This is a genomic window from Sinosporangium siamense (assembly GCF_016863435.1).
GTDB lineage: Bacteria > Actinomycetota > Actinomycetes > Streptosporangiales > Streptosporangiaceae > Sinosporangium > Sinosporangium siamense.
In genome coordinates this window covers 1-18,847 of record NZ_BOOW01000047.1, presented here as the reverse complement: position 1 = coordinate 18,847, position 18,847 = coordinate 1, and the positions used below count along the sequence as shown (strand labels likewise).

The following is an 18,847-nucleotide window of genomic DNA, read 5'->3' as shown; positions in this document are numbered from 1 at the left end:
ATTGAAACACAGCGAGCCTGTGCCGTACGCCGCGCTGGAGGCGCCGTGCCGCCGCGCGCCCGCCCCTGCCTGCCGACGGGCGGGCGGGCAAGGCCTGAGCTCACTCTGGGCGCGTTGCCTTCGGTCGCCTGTCCCTGCCGGTGTGCGGGCGGGCCCCGCTCTGCCGGCCGACGCGCGGGCAGAGCCTGAACTCAACCTAAGCGCGTTCCCTTCGTCACCCGCCCCTGCCGACGTGTGGGCGGGGCCTGAGGCGGCCCCACCCTGGGGGACCGGCGGTCAGATGAGGCGGCGGATGTCGCCGTAGGCGCGGTAGAAGCCGCCGCGGCCGGAGGTGCGGACGCCGTCGATCACGTAGCGGGCGCCTGCCTCGCGGATGTCCTTCGGGAACTGGACGTTCCACGAGGACTCGTAGCCGGGGCTCACGACGCGGACCCGCAGGCCCGAGCCCTCGCGGATGCACTCGACCACGACGCCGTCGCCCGCCTGGGCGGTGGTCGCGAGGGTCGTGGTGGGCTCGACGGTCTCCAGGGTGGCGGCGGCCTTGACGTCGACCGGCACGGGGACGTCGCCCTGCTGGGCGGCGAGGATGGCCGCCTCGCTGGCGTCGATGCAGGCGAGGGCGCCGCCCGTGGTCACGATGTAGAGCCGGTCGTCGAGGAACTGCATGGAAAGAGCCGAGCCGCAGCCGGTCGCGAGCTTCCACAACCGCGTGCCGGCCTCGTCGAAGCAGTAGATCGACGAGTGGTTGTCGCCGGCGAAGACATAACGCCCGCCGGGGGCGGTGGCGCAGGAGAAGACCATGCCGTTGGTCTTGTAGGTCGCGGTGACTTTGCCGTCGGCCTTGGCGAGGCGGTAGATCTTGTTGTCGGAGCAGCCGGCGTAGACGTCGTCGGACTCCTGCCAACCGAACAGCACCTGGCCTCTGAGCGGGGTGCGCCATGTCTGTTCGCCGTTGGACGTCTCGAAGCGGGACACAGCCTCCGAGTGACCGTGATAGACGGATTTATCGTCGCATCGCACCATCCAGCCGCTCATGCCGGAGCCCTTGCGCTCCCACTGGAACTCGTCCTCGTGGTCGATCACGGTGACGCGGCCGCCCGCGTCGGAGACGCCGAGCACGCCGTCGCGGATGTCGAGCCAGTAGATGTCGACGTCCTCGGCGATCTCATAGGCCACCCGGGGAACCTTGCCGCTCAGGTCGTAGACCTTGCCGTCGTCGGCGCCGGCGTAGATCCAGAAGTCGTCGCCCACCAGGCACTTGACGCCGTCGGGCAGGCGGAACCGGCTCGTCACCGAGCCGTCGTGGGTCAGCGTGTAGACGTCGCCGGCCTGGTTGCCGACCCAGCAGCGCTGATCGTCGATGTAAATGCCGAAGGCGGCGTCTCCGGTGTTGAACCGCCACAGGACGGGCGCCTGCGAGGCCGTGGAGCTGTGGCTCACGACCGCGCGCCGCGTCACCGACCGGCGCGTGCGCACCCCGCGCACCGCGGGCGCATAACCCTTGCGCACCTTCTCGGCGACCTTCTTCGCCGCGGCGGTGGTCGCCTTCTCCTCGGTGGCGAAGGACGACACCTTGACCTGGCCGCGATCACCGATCCGCCCATAGCTGATGGTCACCTGCGTGCCCGCCTGCACGACCTCGTAGAACTTGTGCGCACCGTCGCCCTCTTCGGACAACTCGAGGTAGGTGGTCTGCTCAATCATGGGGGATTCTCTCCGGCTTCACGGCGTGATCAGTTGTCCCGAAGAGTACGGCAGGGCACCGACATCCAGCCGCCGGAGAGAACATGAGATGATGTCGGCTTCGATCCGCCCGGGGGCCATCGTGCGGCAGGATGGGTGGAGAAGCACGCCGGACGGGGGTCCCGCAAGGAGCACCCGTCCCCTAGCAGGAGGCCACCATGACCGACGCCGTATCGGAGCCGGAGAGCCACGAGGACGCCGAGGTCCAGGAGACCGCGGAAGGCTCCGAGGACGAGATGAAGCGCAAGTTCCGTGAGGCACTTGATCGCAAGCGCCGTAACCAGGCCGAGGCGAGCGCACAGGGCTCGGGGAGGTCCGGCTCCAAGATCCACGGAACCCACGGCCCCGCGGCCGGCAGACGTTCCTTCCGTCGCAAGAGCGGCGGCTGATCATCGGGGCGACCGGCCCTCTCCACTCCGGTCACACATCACCGCCACGCCTCCGGGGCGATCCCCCGGAGGCGTCCTCATGCGCGGGCCACGGCGGGTCCTCGGTACGCCGGAGGCGTGAGTTGCCCGTGAGCCTGGCCGAGACCTCCTGGACGGCGTTCACCGGACGGCGGCAACCCGGCGCCCCCCGACGGCTCTTGGCATAGGCGACAGCGGAGAGTCCTGAGCCGCCCCGCGGACGGTTACAGAGGGTTGTGAGATCGGCCCCGGAGCGTTACGGGGAGTCCGGCGGCGCCCAGTCGAGCACATCGTCCATGGACCGCATGATCCCGCTCATCGGAATCATTCGCATCACGGTGTCCCTGAGCCCGATCGCGAGCGGCTCCCGCCACTGTGCGACCCGGCTGGTGCGATAGGACATGCCGACCAGCCGCTGGGTCCTCGCCACGCGAAGTTCACCGTACGCGCGCAGAAGCGCGGGCACGGCGGAGTGGCGTTCGCTGAGCACGGCCAGGGTGACGGCGTCCTCCAGCGCCAGGCATCCCCCCTGCCCGAGGTCGGGCGTGATCGCGTGGGCCGCGTCGCCGATGAGGACGATCCGGCCTACGGCGTAGCCCGGCAGCGGCTCGCGCAGGTGGTAGACGTCGTGGCGCAGGAGGTTCTCCTCCGGCGTCGAGGCGAGCACGGCGGGCACCGGGTCGTGCATACGGCCGAAACGCCGGATCAGGTCGGCCATGCCGTCCCCGGCGCACGCCCCTTCCGGATAAGGGGCGGAGGCATACCAGTAGATCCGCCCGTCGGGCAGCGGGATCACGCCGAACCGCTTGGAGTTCCACCCCCAGGTCTCGGCCGGACCCCCCTCAGTGCGGATCCGCCTGCCCTCCTCGGCGGGCACCACACCCCGCCAGGCGACGTAGCCCGCATATTCCAGCCCGGGATGTTCGGGGAACAGCAGCCCTCTCAGCCGGCTGTGCGCGCCGTCGGCGACGACGACCATGTCGGCTTCCGCCGTACCCTGTCCGCCGGGGCCCTCGAAGACGACCTCGGCGCCGTCGTCGCCCCGGCTCACCGAGATCACCCGGTGGTCGGTGCGCAGGTCGGTGTGGGACAGGGCGTCGAGGAACATCCGGTGCACATCCGCCCGGTGGAGGGCGAAGAACGGCACACCGTAACGGCGTTCGATGTCGGTGAGGTCGCCTTTGACGAGCCAGGCACCGGTGCGTGAGCGTATGCCCGCCGAGCCGTAGGGCATGCCCTTGGCCCGGAGCGCGGCGCCCAGCCCGAGCCGGTCGACCGCCCGCACGGCGTTGGGCGCCAGCACGAGCCCGGCCCCCAGCTCGGTGAACGCGGGTGCGCGCTCCAGCACGGTCACCTCCCAGCCCGCGCGTTCCATCCCGACGGCGCACGCCATGCCCCCGATGCCGCCGCCGACCACGATCACGCGTTTCCCCATGGACGCGCCGCCCCCTCCATAGCAAGCCCGAGATATGCAGAAAACCGTATACGTCCCTCCTGTTGCTCACATGGCCTGCACGGCGGAGCCGAACCAAGCTTCGCCTCCCAACCTTTCACCCGTCCCTCGGCGTCGGTAACGGATGAGAGGAGCAGCTTTGGATCGCAATGACAGCTTCCGGGAGTTCGTGGCCCTGTATCAGCAGTCGCTGATGAGAACGGCATACCTGCTCACAGGGGATCCCCACCTCGCCGAGGACCTACTGCAGAGCGTGCTGCTCAAGGTCCTCGGCCGGTGGCCCAAGCTGGCGCACGTCGCCAACCCCCAGGCATACGCCCGCAAGGCTCTCGTCAACCACTACATCTCCTGGCGCCGGCGGCCGGCGAGAGCCGAGCTGCCGAGCAGCGAGCCGCCGAAGGGCTCCTACTCCAGCGAGGAGTCCACGGTCGCCCGGCTCGCCATGCGGCAGGCGCTCGCCCGGCTGCCGCCGAGGCAGCGCGCGGTGATCGTGCTTCGCTACTACGAGGACCTCACCGAGCACGAGACCGCCAAACTGCTGAACTGCTCGATCGGCACCGTCAAGAGCCAGGCCCACCACGCGCTGGCCCGGTTGCGGGAGTGCGCGCCCGAACTGGCGCCGCGGTCCGAGGAGATGGAAGAACTGAAAGGGACGCGCCGATGACCTGGCTGCGGAACGCGCTGGACGACCTGGCCGGCGAGGCACCCCGCGTGGACCTCGCCGAGCGTACGATCAGGACCCACGAGCGGCGGCGGCGCAGGATGCTGTCCGTGCTCGCACCCGTGCCCATCGCCGCCGTCGCGCTCGCCGTGACGGCCACCGTGCGGCTGCTGCCCGCGCAGCCGCCCCCCGCCGCCGAGTCCGGCGCGGTGCGAGACCTGCCGGCGAGTGGCGTGGGGCCGCTGAGCCACGCCTACATGACGTTCTGCCGGCCGGAGAAGGGCAAGCCGCCCGCTGGTTGCGTGGACGGCGGCTGGCGGGTGGTCACCCACGGCGGCGCGACCTACCGGGTGGCCCAGGCCCTGCGCGGCTCCACCTTCGGGCTCAGGGAAACCCCGTTCGCGATCGCCGGGGACGGCCGCAAGATCGCCTACTACGACGCGAAGGCCGGCACCTTCGCGGTGCGGGACCTCGCCTCAGGGACGGTGCTGACGGCTCCGACGAAGGTGCCCAAGGCCTGGCTGGGCAGCATCGCGCACCTGCTTTTGTCAGACGACGGACGCTTCCTGGCCTTCAGCAAGATGCCACGGCTCAAGGACCCCGCCATGTTGTTCGACCTCCGCGAAGGCATGGTCCGGCCACTGCCGAACGGCTGGAACCCCATCGGCCTGTCACCGGGCGGCGACACGATCACGCTCGCGCAGTACGCCCCCAAGACCCGGTTCCAGACCATCTCCCACCTCTGGCAGACGTCCACGGCAAGTAACGAGAAAACCATCGACGTCACCGGCACCTACCTTCCCGGCGCTCTCCGTCCCGATGGCGAGACCGCAGTGGCGGTGAAAAGCGGCAAAACCCCCGGCTCTGTGTGCCCGAGAACCAGTCCGGATCTAGTCCACCTGGATCCGCAGACCGGCAAGGTGCTGCGGAGGGTTCCGTTCCAGGGCCTGTCCACGAAGGGAAACGTCGTCTACCTGCGCAGCTGGACCGGCCCTCAAGAGATCACCGCCATCGTCTCCCCCATCGCCTGCAAGGAGGCAGACGTCAACGCCGCAAGCGTTCAATCGTCTTACGCTCCCTTCACGGCCTACGCGGTGAACGTCAAGACCGGCAAGGCCCGCAAGCTCACCACCTACAGCGCACAAAGCCCCTTCTACCTCGTGTTGCCTGGCTTTCCCGCGACGTTGTGACGGTTCCGGCTACTGGGCGGTCGTGGGCACCGTACAAACCCCCGCGAAGCGCCGGCGTTGGCCGTGTCGGACGTCAGCGGAAGGCCTGTAACCGCCATCGCGGCCACCTAAGCAGGGACCAGGGCCGACTCAGGAAAAGCGAGAGGCCCCCGCCCCCCACACATGACGTGTGGGGAAGCGGAGGCCTCAGGTTGACAGTAGGTCAGCGGCCGAAGCGGCGGTCGTTGCCGGTGCCGCGCGAGCCGGCGCGGAAGGCGCTGCCGCGGCCCTGCCACTCGCCTCGGGGGCGGTCGCCCTGGTAGTCGCCCCGGTCGCGGCGGAAGTCGCCGGACTGCTCGTGGCCGGTGCCGAAGCGGGGGCCGCGGTCGGTGCGGTGCTCGCCGGAGCTCTGGCGGTCGCGGTTGTCGAAGCCGCGGTCCCGGCGGAAGTCGCCGGAACCGGAGCCGGAGGGCCGACCACCACGGTTGTCGAAGCCGCGCTCGCGGCGGAAGCCGCCGGCGTCGGAGCCGCGGTCGCGGCCGCCGTCGCGGGAGAAGCGGGAGCCCTGGTCTCCGCCGCGGTGGCCGCCGAAGCCGCCCCGGTCGCGGTTGCCGTCGCGGTTGCCGTCGAAGCTGCGGCCACCCTCGGAACCACGGTTGCCGTCGAAGCTGCGGCCACCCTCGGAACCACGGTTGCCGTCGAAGCGCCGACCGCCCTCGGGGCGAGCCTCGCGGTCGCCGTGGAACGGGCCGCGGTTCTCGCCGTAGGGACGGCCGCGGCCGCCGGACCTCGGCGGACGGCTCTCACCGTCGCGCCGGAAGCCCTCGCCGCGGTAGCCCTCGCTGCGGAACCCGTCGCCGCGGTGGGAGCGGCGGGGACGGTCGTCGCCGCCCTCACCCGGGGAGTCGTGGAAACGGCGCGAGCGGCGCTCGCCGCCGAAACCCTCGCGGCCGTCGCGGCGGCGGCGGGACTGGGAGCGCAGCGGCGGCTCCCACACCGGCACCGGCTCGCCGCTCGGCTCCTGGGCACCGGCGACCTCGGCGAGGCGCGGGTGACCGGGGGTCGCCTTGAGGCGGAACGGGTGGATGCCGGCGCGGCGGGTGAGCGCGTCGGTGGAGCGGCGCTCGTTGGGGAGCACCAGCGTCATGACGGTGCCGCGCTCGCCGGCCCGCGCCGTGCGGCCGCCTCGGTGCAGGTAGCTCTTGTGGTCCTGCGGCGGGTCGACGTGGAGCACGAGGCTGACGTCGTCGACGTGGATGCCGCGGGCGGCGACGTCGGTGCAGACGAGCACGCCGATGCTGCCCTCGCGGAACTCCGCCAGGATGCGGGTGCGCTGGTTCTGCCGCTTGCCGCCGTGGAGGCCGCCCGCCGTGACGCCGACGCGGGCGAGGGACTTCACGAGCTTGTCCACGCCGTGCTGGGTGCGCACGAAGATGATCGTGCGGCCCGGGCGGTTGGCGATGGCGGCGGTGATCGGGAACTTGTCGTCGCGGGACACCTGGACGACGTGGTGCTCCATCGTCTCCACGGGCGAGGTCGCCGGGGCGATGGAGTGGGTCACGGGGCTCTTGAGGAACCGCTGCACGAGCTTGTCGACGTCGCCGTCGAGGGTCGCGGAGAACAGCAGCCGCTGCCCGTCGGCCGGCGTCTGCTCGAGCAGGGCGCTGACGACGGGGAAGAAGCCGAGGTCACACATGTGGTCGGCCTCGTCGAGCACGCTCACCCGCACGTCGGCGAGGGAGCACTCACCCTGCTGGATGAGGTCGGTGAGGCGGCCGGGGGTGGCCACGACGACCTCGACGCCGCGGCGCAGCGCCTCGATCTGGCGCCCCATGGACATGCCGCCGACGACGGTCTTCATGCGGAGGGACAACCCGCGGCCGAGCGGCTCAAGCGCGTCGTGCACCTGGAGCGCCAGCTCGCGGGTGGGGACGAGGATGATCGCGCGGGGACGGCCGGGCTGTGCCCGCTCGCCGGCGACGTTGGCCATCAGGGGAAGACCGAAGGCGAGCGTCTTGCCCGACCCGGTCTGTCCTCTGCCGAGCACGTCGCTGCCGGCCAGCACGTCGGGGATGGCCGCGCGCTGGATCGCGAAGGGGCTCTCGATGCCCTGGCGGGCGAGCGCGGTGACAAGAGGACGGGGCAGGCCGAGTACGGCGAAGCCAGGCTCCTCGGCCTCGGCCTCGCCGGCGAGACCGGTGCCTTCGGGGGTCGTGTCGTCGGTGTCGGGCAGGCTGACATCGAGCATGGTCACGTAGATCGTGCCTTTCGTAGAAGGACGCGGCGCGTCACTTCTGCGAAAGGACGAGCCGAGAGCAGTACGGCGGGCGCCGTACGGTCACATGCGCCACTCTGGGCGGCGGGGCAGCCCACCTCACGGCTGCCTATCACGGGGTCGCAGACAACTCTACCCTCTTGGGGGTAGACCGCGATCATGCAGGCACGACCTGCGCCAGGCTGGCGCAAGTCGCGCGGGAAAGAGAAACTCTAGACGTTGAAGCCAAGCATGCGAAGCTGGTCTCGGCCTTCGTCTGTAATCTTGTCCGGCCCCCATGGGGGGAGCCAAACCCAGTTTATCCTGACATCCGAAACGAGGTCGGTCAACGCGGCGTTGGCCTGCTCCTCGATCACGTCGGTCAGCGGGCATGCCGCGCTGGTGAGCGTCATGTCGATGGTCGCGACCAGGCCGCTCTCCCCCGGGTCGAGGGCGACGCCGTAGATCAGGCCGAGGTCGACGACGTTGATGCCGAGCTCGGGGTCGACGACGTCCTTGAGCGCCTCCATGACGTCGTCCTCCGACGTGTCACCGTCGAAGCTCGTCGGGGTCTCAACCGGCTTGCTCATCACTGACTCCTCACCACCGCGTCCTTGTAGGCCATCCATGCCAGCAGCGCACACTTGACCCGGGCCGGGAACTTCGCCACACCGGCGAAGGCCACCGCGTCCCCGAGCACGTCCTCGTCCGGCTCGACCTGCCCCCTGCCCTGCATGAGGCGGGTGAACTCGTCCACCACCGACAGACTCTCGCGAGCGGTGGAGCCGGTCGCCAGGTCGTAGAGCACCGAGGCCGCCGCCTGGCTGATGGAACAGCCTTGGCCATCATAGGAGACGTCCTCGACCTTGCCGCCATCGCCGAGCTTCACCCGCAGCGTGATCTCGTCACCGCAGGTGGGATTGACGTGGTGGACCTCGGCGTCGTAGGGCTCCCGCAGCCCGCGGCCCTGCGGGTGCTTATAGTGCTCCAGGATCAACTCCTGGTACATCGACTCGGCGATCATGGCTATCCGAAGACCTTCTGGACGTGATGCAGCCCCTTGACCAGGGCGTCGATCTCATCGGTGGTGTTGTAGAGGTAGAAGGACGCCCGCGTGGTTGCCGGAATCCCGAACCGCAGGTGCAGCGGACGAGCACAATGATGCCCCACCCGCACCGCGATGCCGAACACATCGTCGAGGATCTGCCCCACGTCGTGGGGGTGTATGCCCTCAAGCGTGAAAGCGACCGTGCCGCCCCGGTCGGCGAGGTCGCCCGGCCCGATGAGGCGGAGCCCCGGAATCTCGCCCAGCGCGCCGAGGGCGTGGGCGGTGAGCTCGCGCTCGTGGGCCTCGACCGCGTCCATGCCGATCGCCGACAGGTAGTCGACGGCGGCGGCCAGGCCGACCGCCTCGACGATGGGCGGGGTGCCCGCCTCGAACTTGTGCGGGATCGGGGCGAACGTCGAACGGTCCATCCAGACCGCCTCGATCATCTCCCCGCCGCCGAGGAACGGAGGCATGGCCGACAGCAGCTCGCCCCGCCCCCACAGCACGCCGATGCCGGAGGGGCCGACCATCTTGTGGCCGGTGAAGGCGACGAAGTCGGCGCCGAGCGCCGCGACGTCCACCGGGTGGTGCGGCACGGACTGGGAGGCGTCGAGCATCAGCAGCGCCCCGACCTCACGCGCCCGGGCCAGCACGCCGGCGACCGGGTTGACGGTGCCGAGCACGTTGGACTGGTGCGCGATCGACACGATCTTGGTGCGCTCGTTGACCAGCTCGTGCAGGCCGCTCAAGTCGAGCCGGCCCTCGTCGGTGACGCCGAACCACCGCAGCGTCGCCCCCGTGCGCTGGGCCAGGAACTGCCACGGCACGATGTTGGAGTGGTGCTCCATCTCGGAGACGACGATCTCGTCGCCCGGCCCCATCTGGAAGCGCGGGTCGCCGCCCATGGGGTTGCCGAACGCGTAGGCCACCAGGTTGAGCGCCTCGGAGGCGTTCTTGGTGAACACGATCTCGTCACGGCTCGGCGCGCCCACGAAGGCCGCGACCTTGTCGCGGGCGCCCTCGTATGCCTCGGTGGACTCGGCCCCGAGGGCGTGGTGGGCACGGCCGACGTTGCTGTAGTGCATCGCCAGGTGGTCGCGCATCGCCTCGATCACCTGCGTGGGCTTCTGCGAGGAGTTGCCCGAGTCGAGGTAGATCAGCGGGCGGCCGCCCGGCAGCTCGCGGGAGAGAACCGGGAAGTCCTTCCTGATCCTCTCCACGTCGAGACTAGGCAAGCTCATGCAGACGCCACCTTAGCGAACCGCTCGTAGCCTTCGTTCTCCAGCCGCTCGGACAGCTCGTGGCCGCCGCTCTCGACGATGCGCCCACCGGCGAAGACGTGCACGAAGTCGGGCTTCACGTAGCGCAGGATGCGGGTGTAGTGCGTGATGAGCAGCACACCGGTCTCGCCGGAGCGGAAGCGGTTGATGCCCTCGGAGACGACCCGCAGGGCGTCGACGTCGAGGCCGGAGTCGGTCTCGTCGAGGACGGCGATCTTGGGCTTGAGCAGCTCAAGCTGGAGGATCTCGTGGCGCTTCTTCTCACCGCCGGAGAAGCCCTCGTTGAGGTTGCGCTGGGCGAAGGAGGTGTCGATGGCCAGGGAGTCCATGCCGGTCTTGAGCTCCTTGGTGAACTCACGCAGCTTGGGGGCCTCGCCGCGCACCGCGGTGACCGCCGTGCGCAGGAAGTTGGACACCGAGACGCCGGGCACCTCGACGGGGTATTGCATCGCGAGGAACAGGCCGGCGCGGGCGCGCTCGTCGACGGACATCTCCAGGAGGTCCTCGCCGTCGAGCAGGACCGAGCCGCCGGTGATCGTGTATTTGGGATGCCCGGCGATCGCGTAGGCGAGCGTCGACTTGCCCGACCCGTTGGGGCCCATGATGGCGTGGGTCTCGCCGGCGTTGACGGTCAGGTCGACGCCCTTGAGGATCTCCTTGTCCTCAACGGCGACGTGCAGGTCACGAATCTGAAGGGTGGACACTATGACTCCTTCGAGAGCGAGACGAGAACGTCATCGCCGTCGATCTTGACGTTGTAGACGGGGACGGGCCTGGTCGCTGGGGGCCCTGTGGGTTTGCCGGTGCGGACGTCGAAGCACGAGCCGTGAAGCCAGCACTCCAGGGTGCCGTCGTAGACGTCACCCTCGCTGAGCCGCACCTCGGCGTGTGAGCACACGTCGTGCAGCGCGTGCACCTCGGCTCCGTTGCGGACGAGCGCCACAGGCGTCTCCCCCACCTCGACGCCGATGACACCGCCGTCGGGGATGTCGGACAGGCCACAGACCCGCTCGAATCCACTCATCGGGAGAGCTCCGCCTCCACGGCGCGGAGCACGCGCTCGCGGATCTCCTCGACCTCGATCTTCTCCAGCAGCGCGGCGAAGAACCCTCGGATCACCAGGCGCCGGGCGTCGTCGAACGGGATGCCCCTGGCCTGCAGGTAGAAGATGTGCTCGTCGTCGAGGCGGCCCGAGGCGCTGGCGTGCCCGGCGCCGGCGACCTCGCCGGTGAGGATCTCCAGGTTGGGCACCGAGTCGGCGCGTGCGCCGTCGGTGAGCACCAGGTTGCGGTTGAGCTCGTAGGTGTCGGTGCCGGTGGCCTCGGCGCGGATGATCACGTCGCCGATCCACACGGCGTGCGCGTCGTCGCCCTGCAGCGCGCCCTTGTAGGTCACGTTGCTGCGGCAGTCGGGCACGGTGTGGTCGACGAGCACCCGGTGCTCCAGGTGCTGGCCGGCGTCCACGAAGTAGAGCCCGGTCAGGTCGGCGTCGCCGCCCGGCCCGGTGTAGGCCACGCTGGGCGACAGGCGCACGAGGTCGCCGCCGAGGGTGACCGTGAAGCCGTGGAAGGTGGCGTCGCGGCCGAGGCTCGCGTGGTGGTGCGACACGTGCACGGCGTCGTCGGCCCAGTCCTGGAGGGTGACGACCTTGAGGATCGCCCCGTCGCCCACGATGAACTCGACGTTGTCGGCGTAGACGGCGCTGCCGAGGTGCTCGATCACGAGGACCGCCTCGGCCAGCGGCTCGACCACGATCACGGTGTGGCCGTAGGCCGTGCCCTGGCCGTCGCCGCGCAGGGTGAGGGTGACGGGCGTCTTGTCGGCGAACTCGCGCGGGAAGGTCACCACGGTGGCCTTCTCGAAGGAGGAGTAGGCCTGGGCGCTCACCCGGTCGGACGGGGTGTAGGCCGAGCCGATGCGGGCGTCGTCGCGGCCCACGGAGTCGACGATCACGCCTTCGGGGGCGGAGACCTCGACGGCGAGGGTGCCGGCGGCGGGCGCGGTGCCGTTGTGCAGGCCCTTGAGGCGGGAGAGCGGGGTGAACCGCCACTCCTCCTCGCGGCCGGTGGGCACCTCGAAGTCGGCGAGGTCGAACGATGACTTTTCGTGCAGCGTGGAGAGAGGCTTGGTCGAAAGGCCCATGTCAGCCCACCGCTCCTTCCATCTGCAGCTCGATCAGGCGGTTGAGCTCGATCGCGTATTCCATCGGGAGCTCGCGCGCGATCGGCTCGACGAAGCCGCGCACGATCATGGCCATCGCCTCGTCCTCGTTGAGACCGCGGCTCATCAGGTAGAAGAGCTGGTCGTCGGAGATCTTGGAGACGGTCGCCTCGTGCCCCATGTTGACGTCGTCCTCGCGGACGTCGACGTAGGGGTAGGTGTCCGAGCGGCTGATCTGGTCGACCAGGAGCGCGTCGCACTTGACGGTGGAGGCGCTGCCCTCGGCGCCCTCCTCGATCTGCACGAGGCCGCGGTAGGAGGTGCGGCCGCCGCCGCGCGCCACCGACTTGGAGATGATGGTGGAGCTGGTCTGCGGCGCGAGGTGCACCATCTTGGCGCCGGCGTCCTGGTGCTGGCCCTCGCCGGCGAACGCCACCGACAGGGTCTCGCCCTTGGCGTGGCGGCCCATGAGGTAGACGGCGGGGTATTTCATCGTGACCTTGGAGCCGATGTTGCCGTCGATCCACTCCATGGTCGCGCCCTCGTATGCCACGGCGCGCTTGGTGACCAGGTTGTAGACGTTGTTGGACCAGTTTTGGATGGTCGTGTAACGGCAGCGGGCGTTCTTCTTCACGATGATCTCGACGACCGCGCTGTGCAGCGAGTCGGACGAGTAGATCGGCGCGGTGCAGCCCTCGACGTAGTGGACGTAGGAGCCCTCGTCGACGATGATCAGCGTGCGCTCGAACTGGCCCATGTTCTCGGTGTTGATCCGGAAGTAGGCCTGGAGCGGGATCTCGACGTTGACGTTCGGCGGGACGTAGATGAAGGAGCCGCCCGACCACACGGAGGTGTTGAGCGAGGCGAACTTGTTGTCGCCCACCGGGATCACCGAGCCGAAGTATTCCTTGAACAGCTCGGGGTGCTCGCGCAGGCCGGTGTCGGTGTCGACGAAGATGACACCCTTCTCCTCGAGGTCATCACGGATCTTGTGGTAGACGACCTCGGACTCGTATTGCGCGGCGACGCCGGCGATCAGGCGCTGCTTCTCGGCCTCGGGGATGCCCAGCCGGTCATAGGTGTTCTTGATGTCGGCCGGCAGCTCGTCCCAGCTCGTGGCCTGCTTCTCGGTGGAGCGGACGAAATATTTGATGTTGTCGAAGTCGATGCCGGAGAGGTCGGAACCCCAGTTGGGCATGGGCTTGCGGTCGAAGAGGCGAAGTCCTTTGAGGCGGAGGTCCAGCATCCACTCCGGCTCGTCCTTAAGCGCAGAGATGTTGCGGACGACGTCCTCGGACAGGCCGCGCTTGGCCGCCGCTCCCGCGGCGTCCGAGTCGGCCCAGCCGAACCTGTAGTTCCCGAGGCCTTCCAGCTCCGGGCGGTCGGTGACAGTCACCTTCCGGTCTCCTTGCTCGATGAGTGGATCGTGTTCACTGCTTGTCCGGTCGCGGCGCCCGGCTCCGCGCCCCTCTTGGCCCGTTCGGCCAGGGCGTGGGGGCTCACATGGGTGGTGCACACCCCGTCGCCGTGGGCGATCGTGGCGAGCCGCTGCACGGGAGTGCCGAGGATCCTGGCGAAGGCCTCTGTCTCGGCCTCGCACAGATGCGGGAACTCGGCTGCCACGTGAGCGACCGGGCAGTGGTGCTGGCACAACTGCTCGCCGCCGACGGCGGCTTTGCTCGCCGAAGCGGCGTATCCCTCCGCCGACAGCGCCTCGGCCAGCACCCGCACCCGCTGGTCGGCCGGGACCTCGCGGAGCGCGGGCTCAAGCCGCGCCACGAGGCCCGCCACCTGGGCGCGGGCGAAGTCGGCCACGGCCTTCTCCCCGAGTCGCTCGGCGAGAAACCGGAGGGCGCTGCCCGCCAGGTCATCATAGGCGTGCTCAAACGCGCTGCGCCCTGCGTCGGTGATGACGAACTGCTTGGCGGGCCGCCCCCGGCCCCGCTGACCGGGCACTCGCGCGGCGCGGTGCTCGGTCAGGCCTTCTGCCAGCAGTGCGTCGAGGTGACGCCGGACACCCGCGGGTGTCAGCCCGAGCCGCTCGCCGAGCGCGGCGGCGGTGATCGGGCCGTGCTCCAGGATCAGCCTGGCGACGCGCGCGCGGGTGCCCCGCTCCGCGCCTGCCTCGGCGTGCTTTATCCCGGCCACGTTTTTCACAACATCAGTGTGACGTAATTCCTTCCCCCCACACAAACGGATGCCAGATTTGAGGAGAATGAAATTTCTCACGCAGCTTAGCCTTACCTAAGTTTGACCGAACCTTGAAGTGGGGACACCTGACTGAATATGTGAGAGCCGGATAGCGGCCGGGGAGGTCTCCGGCGCGGGCTCTACGGCTGGACCTGCTCCGTGATCCGCACGGGCCCGGCCGCCGGCCGGCGCCACAGAGCGAGGAACGCCACCAGGGCCAGCACGTTGATCCCGGTGATCACCACGGCCATCGGCAGCGCGCTGCCCTCACCCGCCACACTCGACAGGGGCGCGGCCAGCCCGCCCAGGGTGAACTGCATGACCCCGAGGAGCGCCGAGGCGCTGCCCGCGATCTGCGGCGGCTGGCCGGCCAGCGCCAGCGCGGTCGTGCCGGGCAGCGACAACCCGAGCCCCGCCATCAGCACCATCAGCCCGCCGACCACCGTCCACAGCCCGGCCCCCGCGAGCACGGCGGCCAGCAGCAGGCCCGCCCCCACGACCATGGCCGACAGTCCGGACACCACGAGCACGGCCGGCCGTACCCGTCCCGTGAGGCGCCCGCCGATCTGAGCGGTGATCACCAGCGCGAGTGCGTTGAGCGCGAAGATCAGTGAATAGAGCTGCGGGCTCACGCCGTACACGTCTTGAAGCACGAACGGCGATGCCGAGATGTAGGCGAACATGCCCGCGAAGCCGAGGCCGCCGGCCAGCGCGCTGCCGAGGAAGGCGCGGTCGCGCAGCAGACGCCAGAAGGTGCTCGCGGTGGTGCGCAGGCCGCCTCCTTGCCGCTCCTCCGCCGGCAGCGACTCCTTCAGCCACAGCAGGACCGTGACCAGAAGCACGAGCCCGGCCACGCCGAGCACGACGAAGATGCCCCGCCAGGAGGTGAACCGCAGCACCTCGGCGCCGGCTATGGGGGCCAGCATCGGGGCGAGCCCGCTGACGAGCATCAGCGAGGCGAAGACGCGGGCGATGGCCGGTCCTGAGTAGAGGTCGCGGACGATGGCCCTGACGATCACGAGGGCCGCGCCGCCGGTGAAGCCCTGGATGAGGCGGAGCGCGACGAGCGCGTAGACCGAGGGGGACAGCGCGCAGAGCACGGAGGCCACGGCGTAGGCGATCATGCTGATCATGAGCGGCCCGCGGCGCCCGCGCACGTCGCTGATCGGCCCCACCACCACCTGCCCCAGGGCGGCGCCGATCAGGGAGGCGGTGAGGGTGAGCTGGACCTGCGCGGCCCCGGTGCCGAACTCGCCGGTGATGGCGGGGAGCGCCGGGAGGTACATGTCGATGGTGAGCGGCCCGATGGCCGACAGCGCGCCGAGGAGGGTGAGCAGGAGGACCCTGCGCCGCCGTACCGGATCGACGGTTTGCTGCGGTGCGGCTGCGGCGGCCGTGGTCATTCGGTAGGCAACCCTTCGCGTATCGGCGCGGAGCCACCCCGTGTATGACCCCAGGAGAGTCAAACTCTTGCCAAGGGACATTAATTCCTGAAATAGCGTGCGTATCGGTTTGTATCGCCCGTCACCCTCGCCTCATTGGAAGCCGGGCAGACCATCCGCCTGACCTGCCCGGCCGCGGGCGCCGAAACGGCGTTCAGTCCGCCTCGTTGAGCGCGATCACCCCGAAGGCGGCGTCGGTCGGATCGGCGAGCACACCGAAACGCCCGATGGGCAGCTCGGTCGGCTCCACGAAGGTCGTCGCGCTCAGCGCCCTCGCGCGGTCCAGGGTCGCGTCGCAGTCGGCGACCGCGAAATAGGGCAACCAGTGCGGCGGGACCTCCTCAGGGAACTGCGGCCCCATCGGCAGCATCCCGGCGATCGCCCGCCCGTCGAGCAGCCACTCGGTGTACGGCATGGGCCCGGAATCCCGGGTCTCGGCCTCCCAGCCGAACACCTGCGGGTAGAACCGCCTGGCCCCCTCGGGGTCGCGCGTGGCGAGTTCGCTCCAGCAGAAGGAGTTCGGCTCGTTGACGATTTCGGCGCCGAAGTGCCGCTCGGGCTGCCACACCATGAAGTAGGCGCCGCCGGGGTCCTGGAAGGCGGCCATCGTGCCCTCCTGGAGCACCGGCATCGGCTCCATCGTCACCAGGCCGCCGGCCGCCTGCACCCGCGCGGCGGTCGACGCGGCGTCGCGGACGGCCACGTAGGAGTTCCAGACCGAGGGCATGCCCTCCAGGAAGGTCGGGCCGATCCCCGCCACCCTCCTGCCGTTCAGGCGGAACTGGCCGTAGCCCCCGGTCTCCGGCCTCGGGTCGAACTCGGCCTCCCAGCCGAAGAGCTCCCCGTAGAAGCTCGCCGCCAGAGGGACGTCCGTGCTGGAGAGATCGACCCAGCAGTGTTCCCCCGGTTGATATGCAGTGCGTTGCGACATCGCCCGTACCTCCTTGTGCCGGCGACCCGCACGTGCGGCCCACGAGCCTCGCCCCGTCGACAAGGCCGCCTCAGGGCGCCGGTCGTGCTCCCCAGACGTGACCTTGCACGACATACCCCGACATCAGCCAGGAATCTGAAGACTTCCTCCAGACTTTGCCAATGACCTGAATCAATCTCATCTGCATTTATGTGTCGTGCCCCTGTCGTCGCGACGCCCACGCACCGGACCGCACGTTCTGTTCTCTAGACTCGTGGCATGGACTCCCCAGCCGTCGAGATCGTCGATCTCGTCAAGAGATACGGCAGGACAACCGCCGTCGACGGCCTCACGCTGACAGCCGCCGCGGGCGAGGTCACCGCGATCCTCGGCCCCAACGGCGCGGGCAAAACCTCGACGATCGAGATCTGCGAGGGGTTCCGCAAGCCCGACGGCGGCACCGTGCGCGTGCTCGGGCTCGACCCGGGCCACCGCGACCTCCGCGCCAAGGTCGGCATCATGCTCCAGGCGGGCGGCGTGTGGCCCGCGACGCGTGCGGGCGAGTGGCTGCGCACCACCGCCCGGTTCTACGCCAGCCCGCTCGACCCCGATGCGCTGCTCGAACGGCTCGGCCTGACCGCCCACGCCCGCACCCCCTACCGCCGCCTGTCGGGCGGCCAGCAGCAGCGGCTCTCCCTGGCCGGCGCGGTTATCGGCCGCCCCGAGCTGGTCTTCCTCGACGAGCCGACCGCCGGGCTCGACCCGCAGGCCAGGCACGCCTGCTGGGACCTCGTCGGCGAGCTGCGCGCGTGCGGCGTCTCGGTGGTGCTGACCACCCACTTCATGGACGAGGCCGAGCGCCTGGCCGACCACGTCGTGATCATCGACCGGGGCGTGATCGTGGCCGAGGGCAGCCCCGCCGCCCTCACCGGAGCCGAGCGCCAGCTCAGGTTCAGCGCCCGGCCCGGCCTCAACCTCGACGAACTGCTGCGCGCGCTGCCCGACGGGAGCGCCGCCAAGGAGTCGCCGGCGGGGCATTACATCGTCGAGGGCGTCGTGGGCCCCGAGCTGCTGGCCACCGTCACGGCCTGGTGCGCCGCCGAGGGTGTCACCATCAACGACTTCGGCGTCGAGCGCCGCACCCTTGAGGACGTCTTCCTCGAACTGACCGGCCGGGAGCTGCGTTGAGCATGACACAGTCGAGCACCACCCACTCCCCGGCCGCCGCGGGGGAGGGATCGGCCGCGGCCCTCGACCTGCGACCGGCCCCGGGCGCCGCCTCGGCCGCCACCCGGGTGATCGCGCAGACCGGCGCCGAGGTGCGCGCGATGCTGCGCAACGGCGAGCAGCTCCTCATCACGCTGATCATCCCGGTGTTCCTGCTCGTCGGCTTCACGGTTGCGCCGCTGATCGACGTCGGCGGCGGCTCGCGCGTCGGCTTCCTGACCCCCGGCGTGCTGGCCCTCGCCGTCATGTCCACCGCCTTCACCGGGCAGGCCATCGCCACGGGGTTCGAGCGGCGATACGGCGTGCTCAAACGGCTCGGCGCCACCCCGCTGACGCGGGGCGGGCTCATGATGGGCAAGACCCTCGCGGTCGTCGCCGTCGAGGTGCTCCAGGTGGCGGTGATCGTCGCCGTTGCCCTCTCCCTCGGCTGGCGCCCCAGCGCCTCCCCCCTCGCCGCCGCCCTGCTGCTGGTGCTCGGCACCGCCGCCTTCAGCGGCCTCGGCCTCCTCATGGCGGGCACCCTGCGCGCCGAGGCGACCCTGGCCGGCGCCAACCTCGTCTACCTCGTCCTGCTGGCCTGCGGCGGCGTGATCTTCCCCCTGTCGAAGTTCCCCCCCGGCGTGGCCTCGGTCCTGGAGTTCCTGCCCATCTCCGCCCTCACCGGCGGCCTCCGCCAGGCCCTGTCCGGCGGCGGCCTCCCCTTGGCCGCCTGCGCCATCCTGGCCGCCTGGGCCGCGCTCTCCCTCACCTTGGCCGCCAAAACCTTCCGCTGGGAGTAACCGGGCCTCGTGATCGGCCCCCACTCCCGGAGCCGCGTGTGCCACGGTCGCCGCTGCGTGAACGGGGGGCAGGGAGGCGGGCCGGGAGTCGTATCCGCGCGCGAGCGGGGGTCCCGTGCCCGGG

The 18,847-nt window shown here is 70.1% G+C and carries 18 protein-coding genes; 5 read left to right on the top strand and 13 right to left on the bottom strand.

Going from position 1 to position 18,847, the window contains the following annotated elements; translation table 11 throughout:
- Window positions 1-276: 276 nt before the first annotated feature.
- On the bottom strand, window positions 277-1,704 hold the full coding sequence (locus Ssi02_RS33690; RefSeq protein WP_204031641.1) for a WGR domain-containing protein: 1,428 nt from the start codon (window positions 1,702-1,704) through the stop codon (window positions 277-279).
- 197 nt (window positions 1,705-1,901) lie between these two features.
- Between Ssi02_RS33690 and Ssi02_RS33685 the strand changes: the two genes are divergently transcribed.
- Entirely contained in the window at window positions 1,902-2,132 is a 231-nt protein-coding gene (locus Ssi02_RS33685) for a DUF5302 domain-containing protein (protein ID WP_204031640.1), read from the top strand.
- A 274-nt stretch (window positions 2,133-2,406) separates the two neighbouring features.
- Here Ssi02_RS33685 and Ssi02_RS33680 read toward each other — a convergent pair whose 3' ends face one another.
- Window positions 2,407-3,585, bottom strand: a complete 1,179-nt coding sequence (locus Ssi02_RS33680) for an FAD-dependent monooxygenase (RefSeq protein ID WP_204031639.1) — start codon at window positions 3,583-3,585, stop codon at window positions 2,407-2,409.
- 157 nt (window positions 3,586-3,742) lie between these two features.
- Here Ssi02_RS33680 and Ssi02_RS33675 point away from each other — a divergent pair, with 157 nt between their 5' ends.
- Window positions 3,743-4,267, top strand: a complete 525-nt coding sequence (locus Ssi02_RS33675; protein WP_204031638.1) for a SigE family RNA polymerase sigma factor — start codon at window positions 3,743-3,745, stop codon at window positions 4,265-4,267.
- Window positions 4,264-5,454, top strand: a complete 1,191-nt coding sequence (locus Ssi02_RS33670; protein ID WP_204031637.1) for a hypothetical protein — start codon at window positions 4,264-4,266, stop codon at window positions 5,452-5,454. The genes Ssi02_RS33675 and Ssi02_RS33670 overlap by 4 nt, the downstream gene beginning before the upstream one ends.
- A 202-nt stretch (window positions 5,455-5,656) precedes the next feature.
- On the opposite strand, the gene Ssi02_RS33665 is transcribed toward Ssi02_RS33670, so the two are convergent.
- The 11 genes from Ssi02_RS33665 to Ssi02_RS33615 all read right to left on the bottom strand — a co-directional run bounded on the left by Ssi02_RS33665 (window position 5,657) and on the right by Ssi02_RS33615 (window position 16,738).
- Window positions 5,657-7,681: a DEAD/DEAH box helicase gene (locus tag Ssi02_RS33665; RefSeq protein WP_204031642.1), complete on the bottom strand. Its 2,025-nt coding sequence runs from the start codon at window positions 7,679-7,681 to the stop codon at window positions 5,657-5,659.
- 239 nt (window positions 7,682-7,920) lie between these two features.
- Window positions 7,921-8,277: a metal-sulfur cluster assembly factor gene (locus Ssi02_RS33660; protein ID WP_204031636.1), complete on the bottom strand. Its 357-nt coding sequence runs from the start codon at window positions 8,275-8,277 to the stop codon at window positions 7,921-7,923.
- A complete protein-coding gene (gene sufU / locus Ssi02_RS33655; protein ID WP_204031635.1) occupies window positions 8,277-8,711 on the bottom strand; it encodes a Fe-S cluster assembly sulfur transfer protein SufU in 435 nt (144 codons plus the stop codon). The genes Ssi02_RS33660 and sufU overlap by 1 nt, the downstream gene beginning before the upstream one ends.
- A 2-nt stretch (window positions 8,712-8,713) precedes the next feature.
- Complete coding sequence (locus tag Ssi02_RS33650; RefSeq protein ID WP_204031634.1) at window positions 8,714-9,976, bottom strand: cysteine desulfurase; 1,263 nt, start codon at window positions 9,974-9,976, stop codon at window positions 8,714-8,716.
- The gene (sufC, locus tag Ssi02_RS33645; protein WP_204031633.1) at window positions 9,973-10,719 is read right to left on the bottom strand and encodes a Fe-S cluster assembly ATPase SufC; all 747 of its coding nucleotides are present in this window, start codon (window positions 10,717-10,719) and stop codon (window positions 9,973-9,975) included. The genes Ssi02_RS33650 and sufC overlap by 4 nt, the downstream gene beginning before the upstream one ends.
- Window positions 10,719-11,039, bottom strand: a complete 321-nt coding sequence (locus Ssi02_RS33640) for a non-heme iron oxygenase ferredoxin subunit (RefSeq protein WP_204031632.1) — start codon at window positions 11,037-11,039, stop codon at window positions 10,719-10,721. Before Ssi02_RS33640 ends, sufC begins: the two co-directional genes overlap by 1 nt.
- A complete protein-coding gene (sufD, locus tag Ssi02_RS33635) occupies window positions 11,036-12,157 on the bottom strand; it encodes a Fe-S cluster assembly protein SufD (RefSeq protein WP_204031631.1) in 1,122 nt (373 codons plus the stop codon). Before sufD ends, Ssi02_RS33640 begins: the two co-directional genes overlap by 4 nt.
- 1 nt (window position 12,158) lies before the next feature.
- Window positions 12,159-13,571 (bottom strand): Fe-S cluster assembly protein SufB, encoded by a 1,413-nt coding sequence (sufB, locus tag Ssi02_RS33630; protein WP_204031630.1) that lies wholly within the window; start codon window positions 13,569-13,571, stop codon window positions 12,159-12,161.
- A complete protein-coding gene (locus Ssi02_RS33625) occupies window positions 13,568-14,323 on the bottom strand; it encodes a helix-turn-helix transcriptional regulator (protein WP_373870235.1) in 756 nt (251 codons plus the stop codon). The genes sufB and Ssi02_RS33625 overlap by 4 nt, the downstream gene beginning before the upstream one ends.
- A 182-nt stretch (window positions 14,324-14,505) precedes the next feature.
- Window positions 14,506-15,768 (bottom strand): multidrug effflux MFS transporter, encoded by a 1,263-nt coding sequence (locus Ssi02_RS33620; RefSeq protein ID WP_204031628.1) that lies wholly within the window; start codon window positions 15,766-15,768, stop codon window positions 14,506-14,508.
- A 193-nt stretch (window positions 15,769-15,961) separates the two neighbouring features.
- Window positions 15,962-16,738: a VOC family protein gene (locus tag Ssi02_RS33615; protein ID WP_204031627.1), complete on the bottom strand. Its 777-nt coding sequence runs from the start codon at window positions 16,736-16,738 to the stop codon at window positions 15,962-15,964.
- Window positions 16,739-16,996: 258 nt separating this feature from the next.
- Here Ssi02_RS33615 and Ssi02_RS33610 point away from each other — a divergent pair, with 258 nt between their 5' ends.
- Both Ssi02_RS33610 and Ssi02_RS33605 read left to right on the top strand, forming a co-directional pair.
- Window positions 16,997-17,905 carry an ABC transporter ATP-binding protein gene (locus Ssi02_RS33610; protein WP_204031626.1) on the top strand — a complete coding sequence of 303 codons (909 nt, stop codon included), beginning with the start codon at window positions 16,997-16,999 and terminating at the stop codon, window positions 17,903-17,905.
- Window positions 17,906-17,907: 2 nt separating this feature from the next.
- On the top strand, window positions 17,908-18,723 hold the full coding sequence (locus tag Ssi02_RS33605; protein WP_204031625.1) for an ABC transporter permease: 816 nt from the start codon (window positions 17,908-17,910) through the stop codon (window positions 18,721-18,723).
- Window positions 18,724-18,847: the final 124 nt, after the last annotated feature.

Coding starts and splice junctions, on each gene's coding strand:
- Ssi02_RS33690 (WP_204031641.1), bottom strand. CDS start 1,704: ATGATTGAGCAGACCACCTACCTCGAGTTGTCCGAAGAGGGCGACGGT.
- Ssi02_RS33685 (WP_204031640.1), top strand. CDS start 1,902: ATGACCGACGCCGTATCGGAGCCGGAGAGCCACGAGGACGCCGAGGTC.
- Ssi02_RS33680 (WP_204031639.1), bottom strand. CDS start 3,585: ATGGGGAAACGCGTGATCGTGGTCGGCGGCGGCATCGGGGGCATGGCG.
- Ssi02_RS33670 (WP_204031637.1), top strand. CDS start 4,264: ATGACCTGGCTGCGGAACGCGCTGGACGACCTGGCCGGCGAGGCACCC.
- Ssi02_RS33665 (WP_204031642.1), bottom strand. CDS start 7,681: ATGCTCGATGTCAGCCTGCCCGACACCGACGACACGACCCCCGAAGGC.
- Ssi02_RS33660 (WP_204031636.1), bottom strand. CDS start 8,277: ATGAGCAAGCCGGTTGAGACCCCGACGAGCTTCGACGGTGACACGTCG.
- sufU (WP_204031635.1), bottom strand. CDS start 8,711: ATGATCGCCGAGTCGATGTACCAGGAGTTGATCCTGGAGCACTATAAG.
- Ssi02_RS33650 (WP_204031634.1), bottom strand. CDS start 9,976: ATGAGCTTGCCTAGTCTCGACGTGGAGAGGATCAGGAAGGACTTCCCG.
- Ssi02_RS33640 (WP_204031632.1), bottom strand. CDS start 11,039: ATGAGTGGATTCGAGCGGGTCTGTGGCCTGTCCGACATCCCCGACGGC.
- sufD (WP_204031631.1), bottom strand. CDS start 12,157: ATGGGCCTTTCGACCAAGCCTCTCTCCACGCTGCACGAAAAGTCATCG.
- Ssi02_RS33620 (WP_204031628.1), bottom strand. CDS start 15,768: ATGACCACGGCCGCCGCAGCCGCACCGCAGCAAACCGTCGATCCGGTA.
- Ssi02_RS33615 (WP_204031627.1), bottom strand. CDS start 16,738: ATGTCGCAACGCACTGCATATCAACCGGGGGAACACTGCTGGGTCGAT.
- Ssi02_RS33610 (WP_204031626.1), top strand. CDS start 16,997: ATGGACTCCCCAGCCGTCGAGATCGTCGATCTCGTCAAGAGATACGGC.
- Ssi02_RS33605 (WP_204031625.1), top strand. CDS start 17,908: ATGACACAGTCGAGCACCACCCACTCCCCGGCCGCCGCGGGGGAGGGA.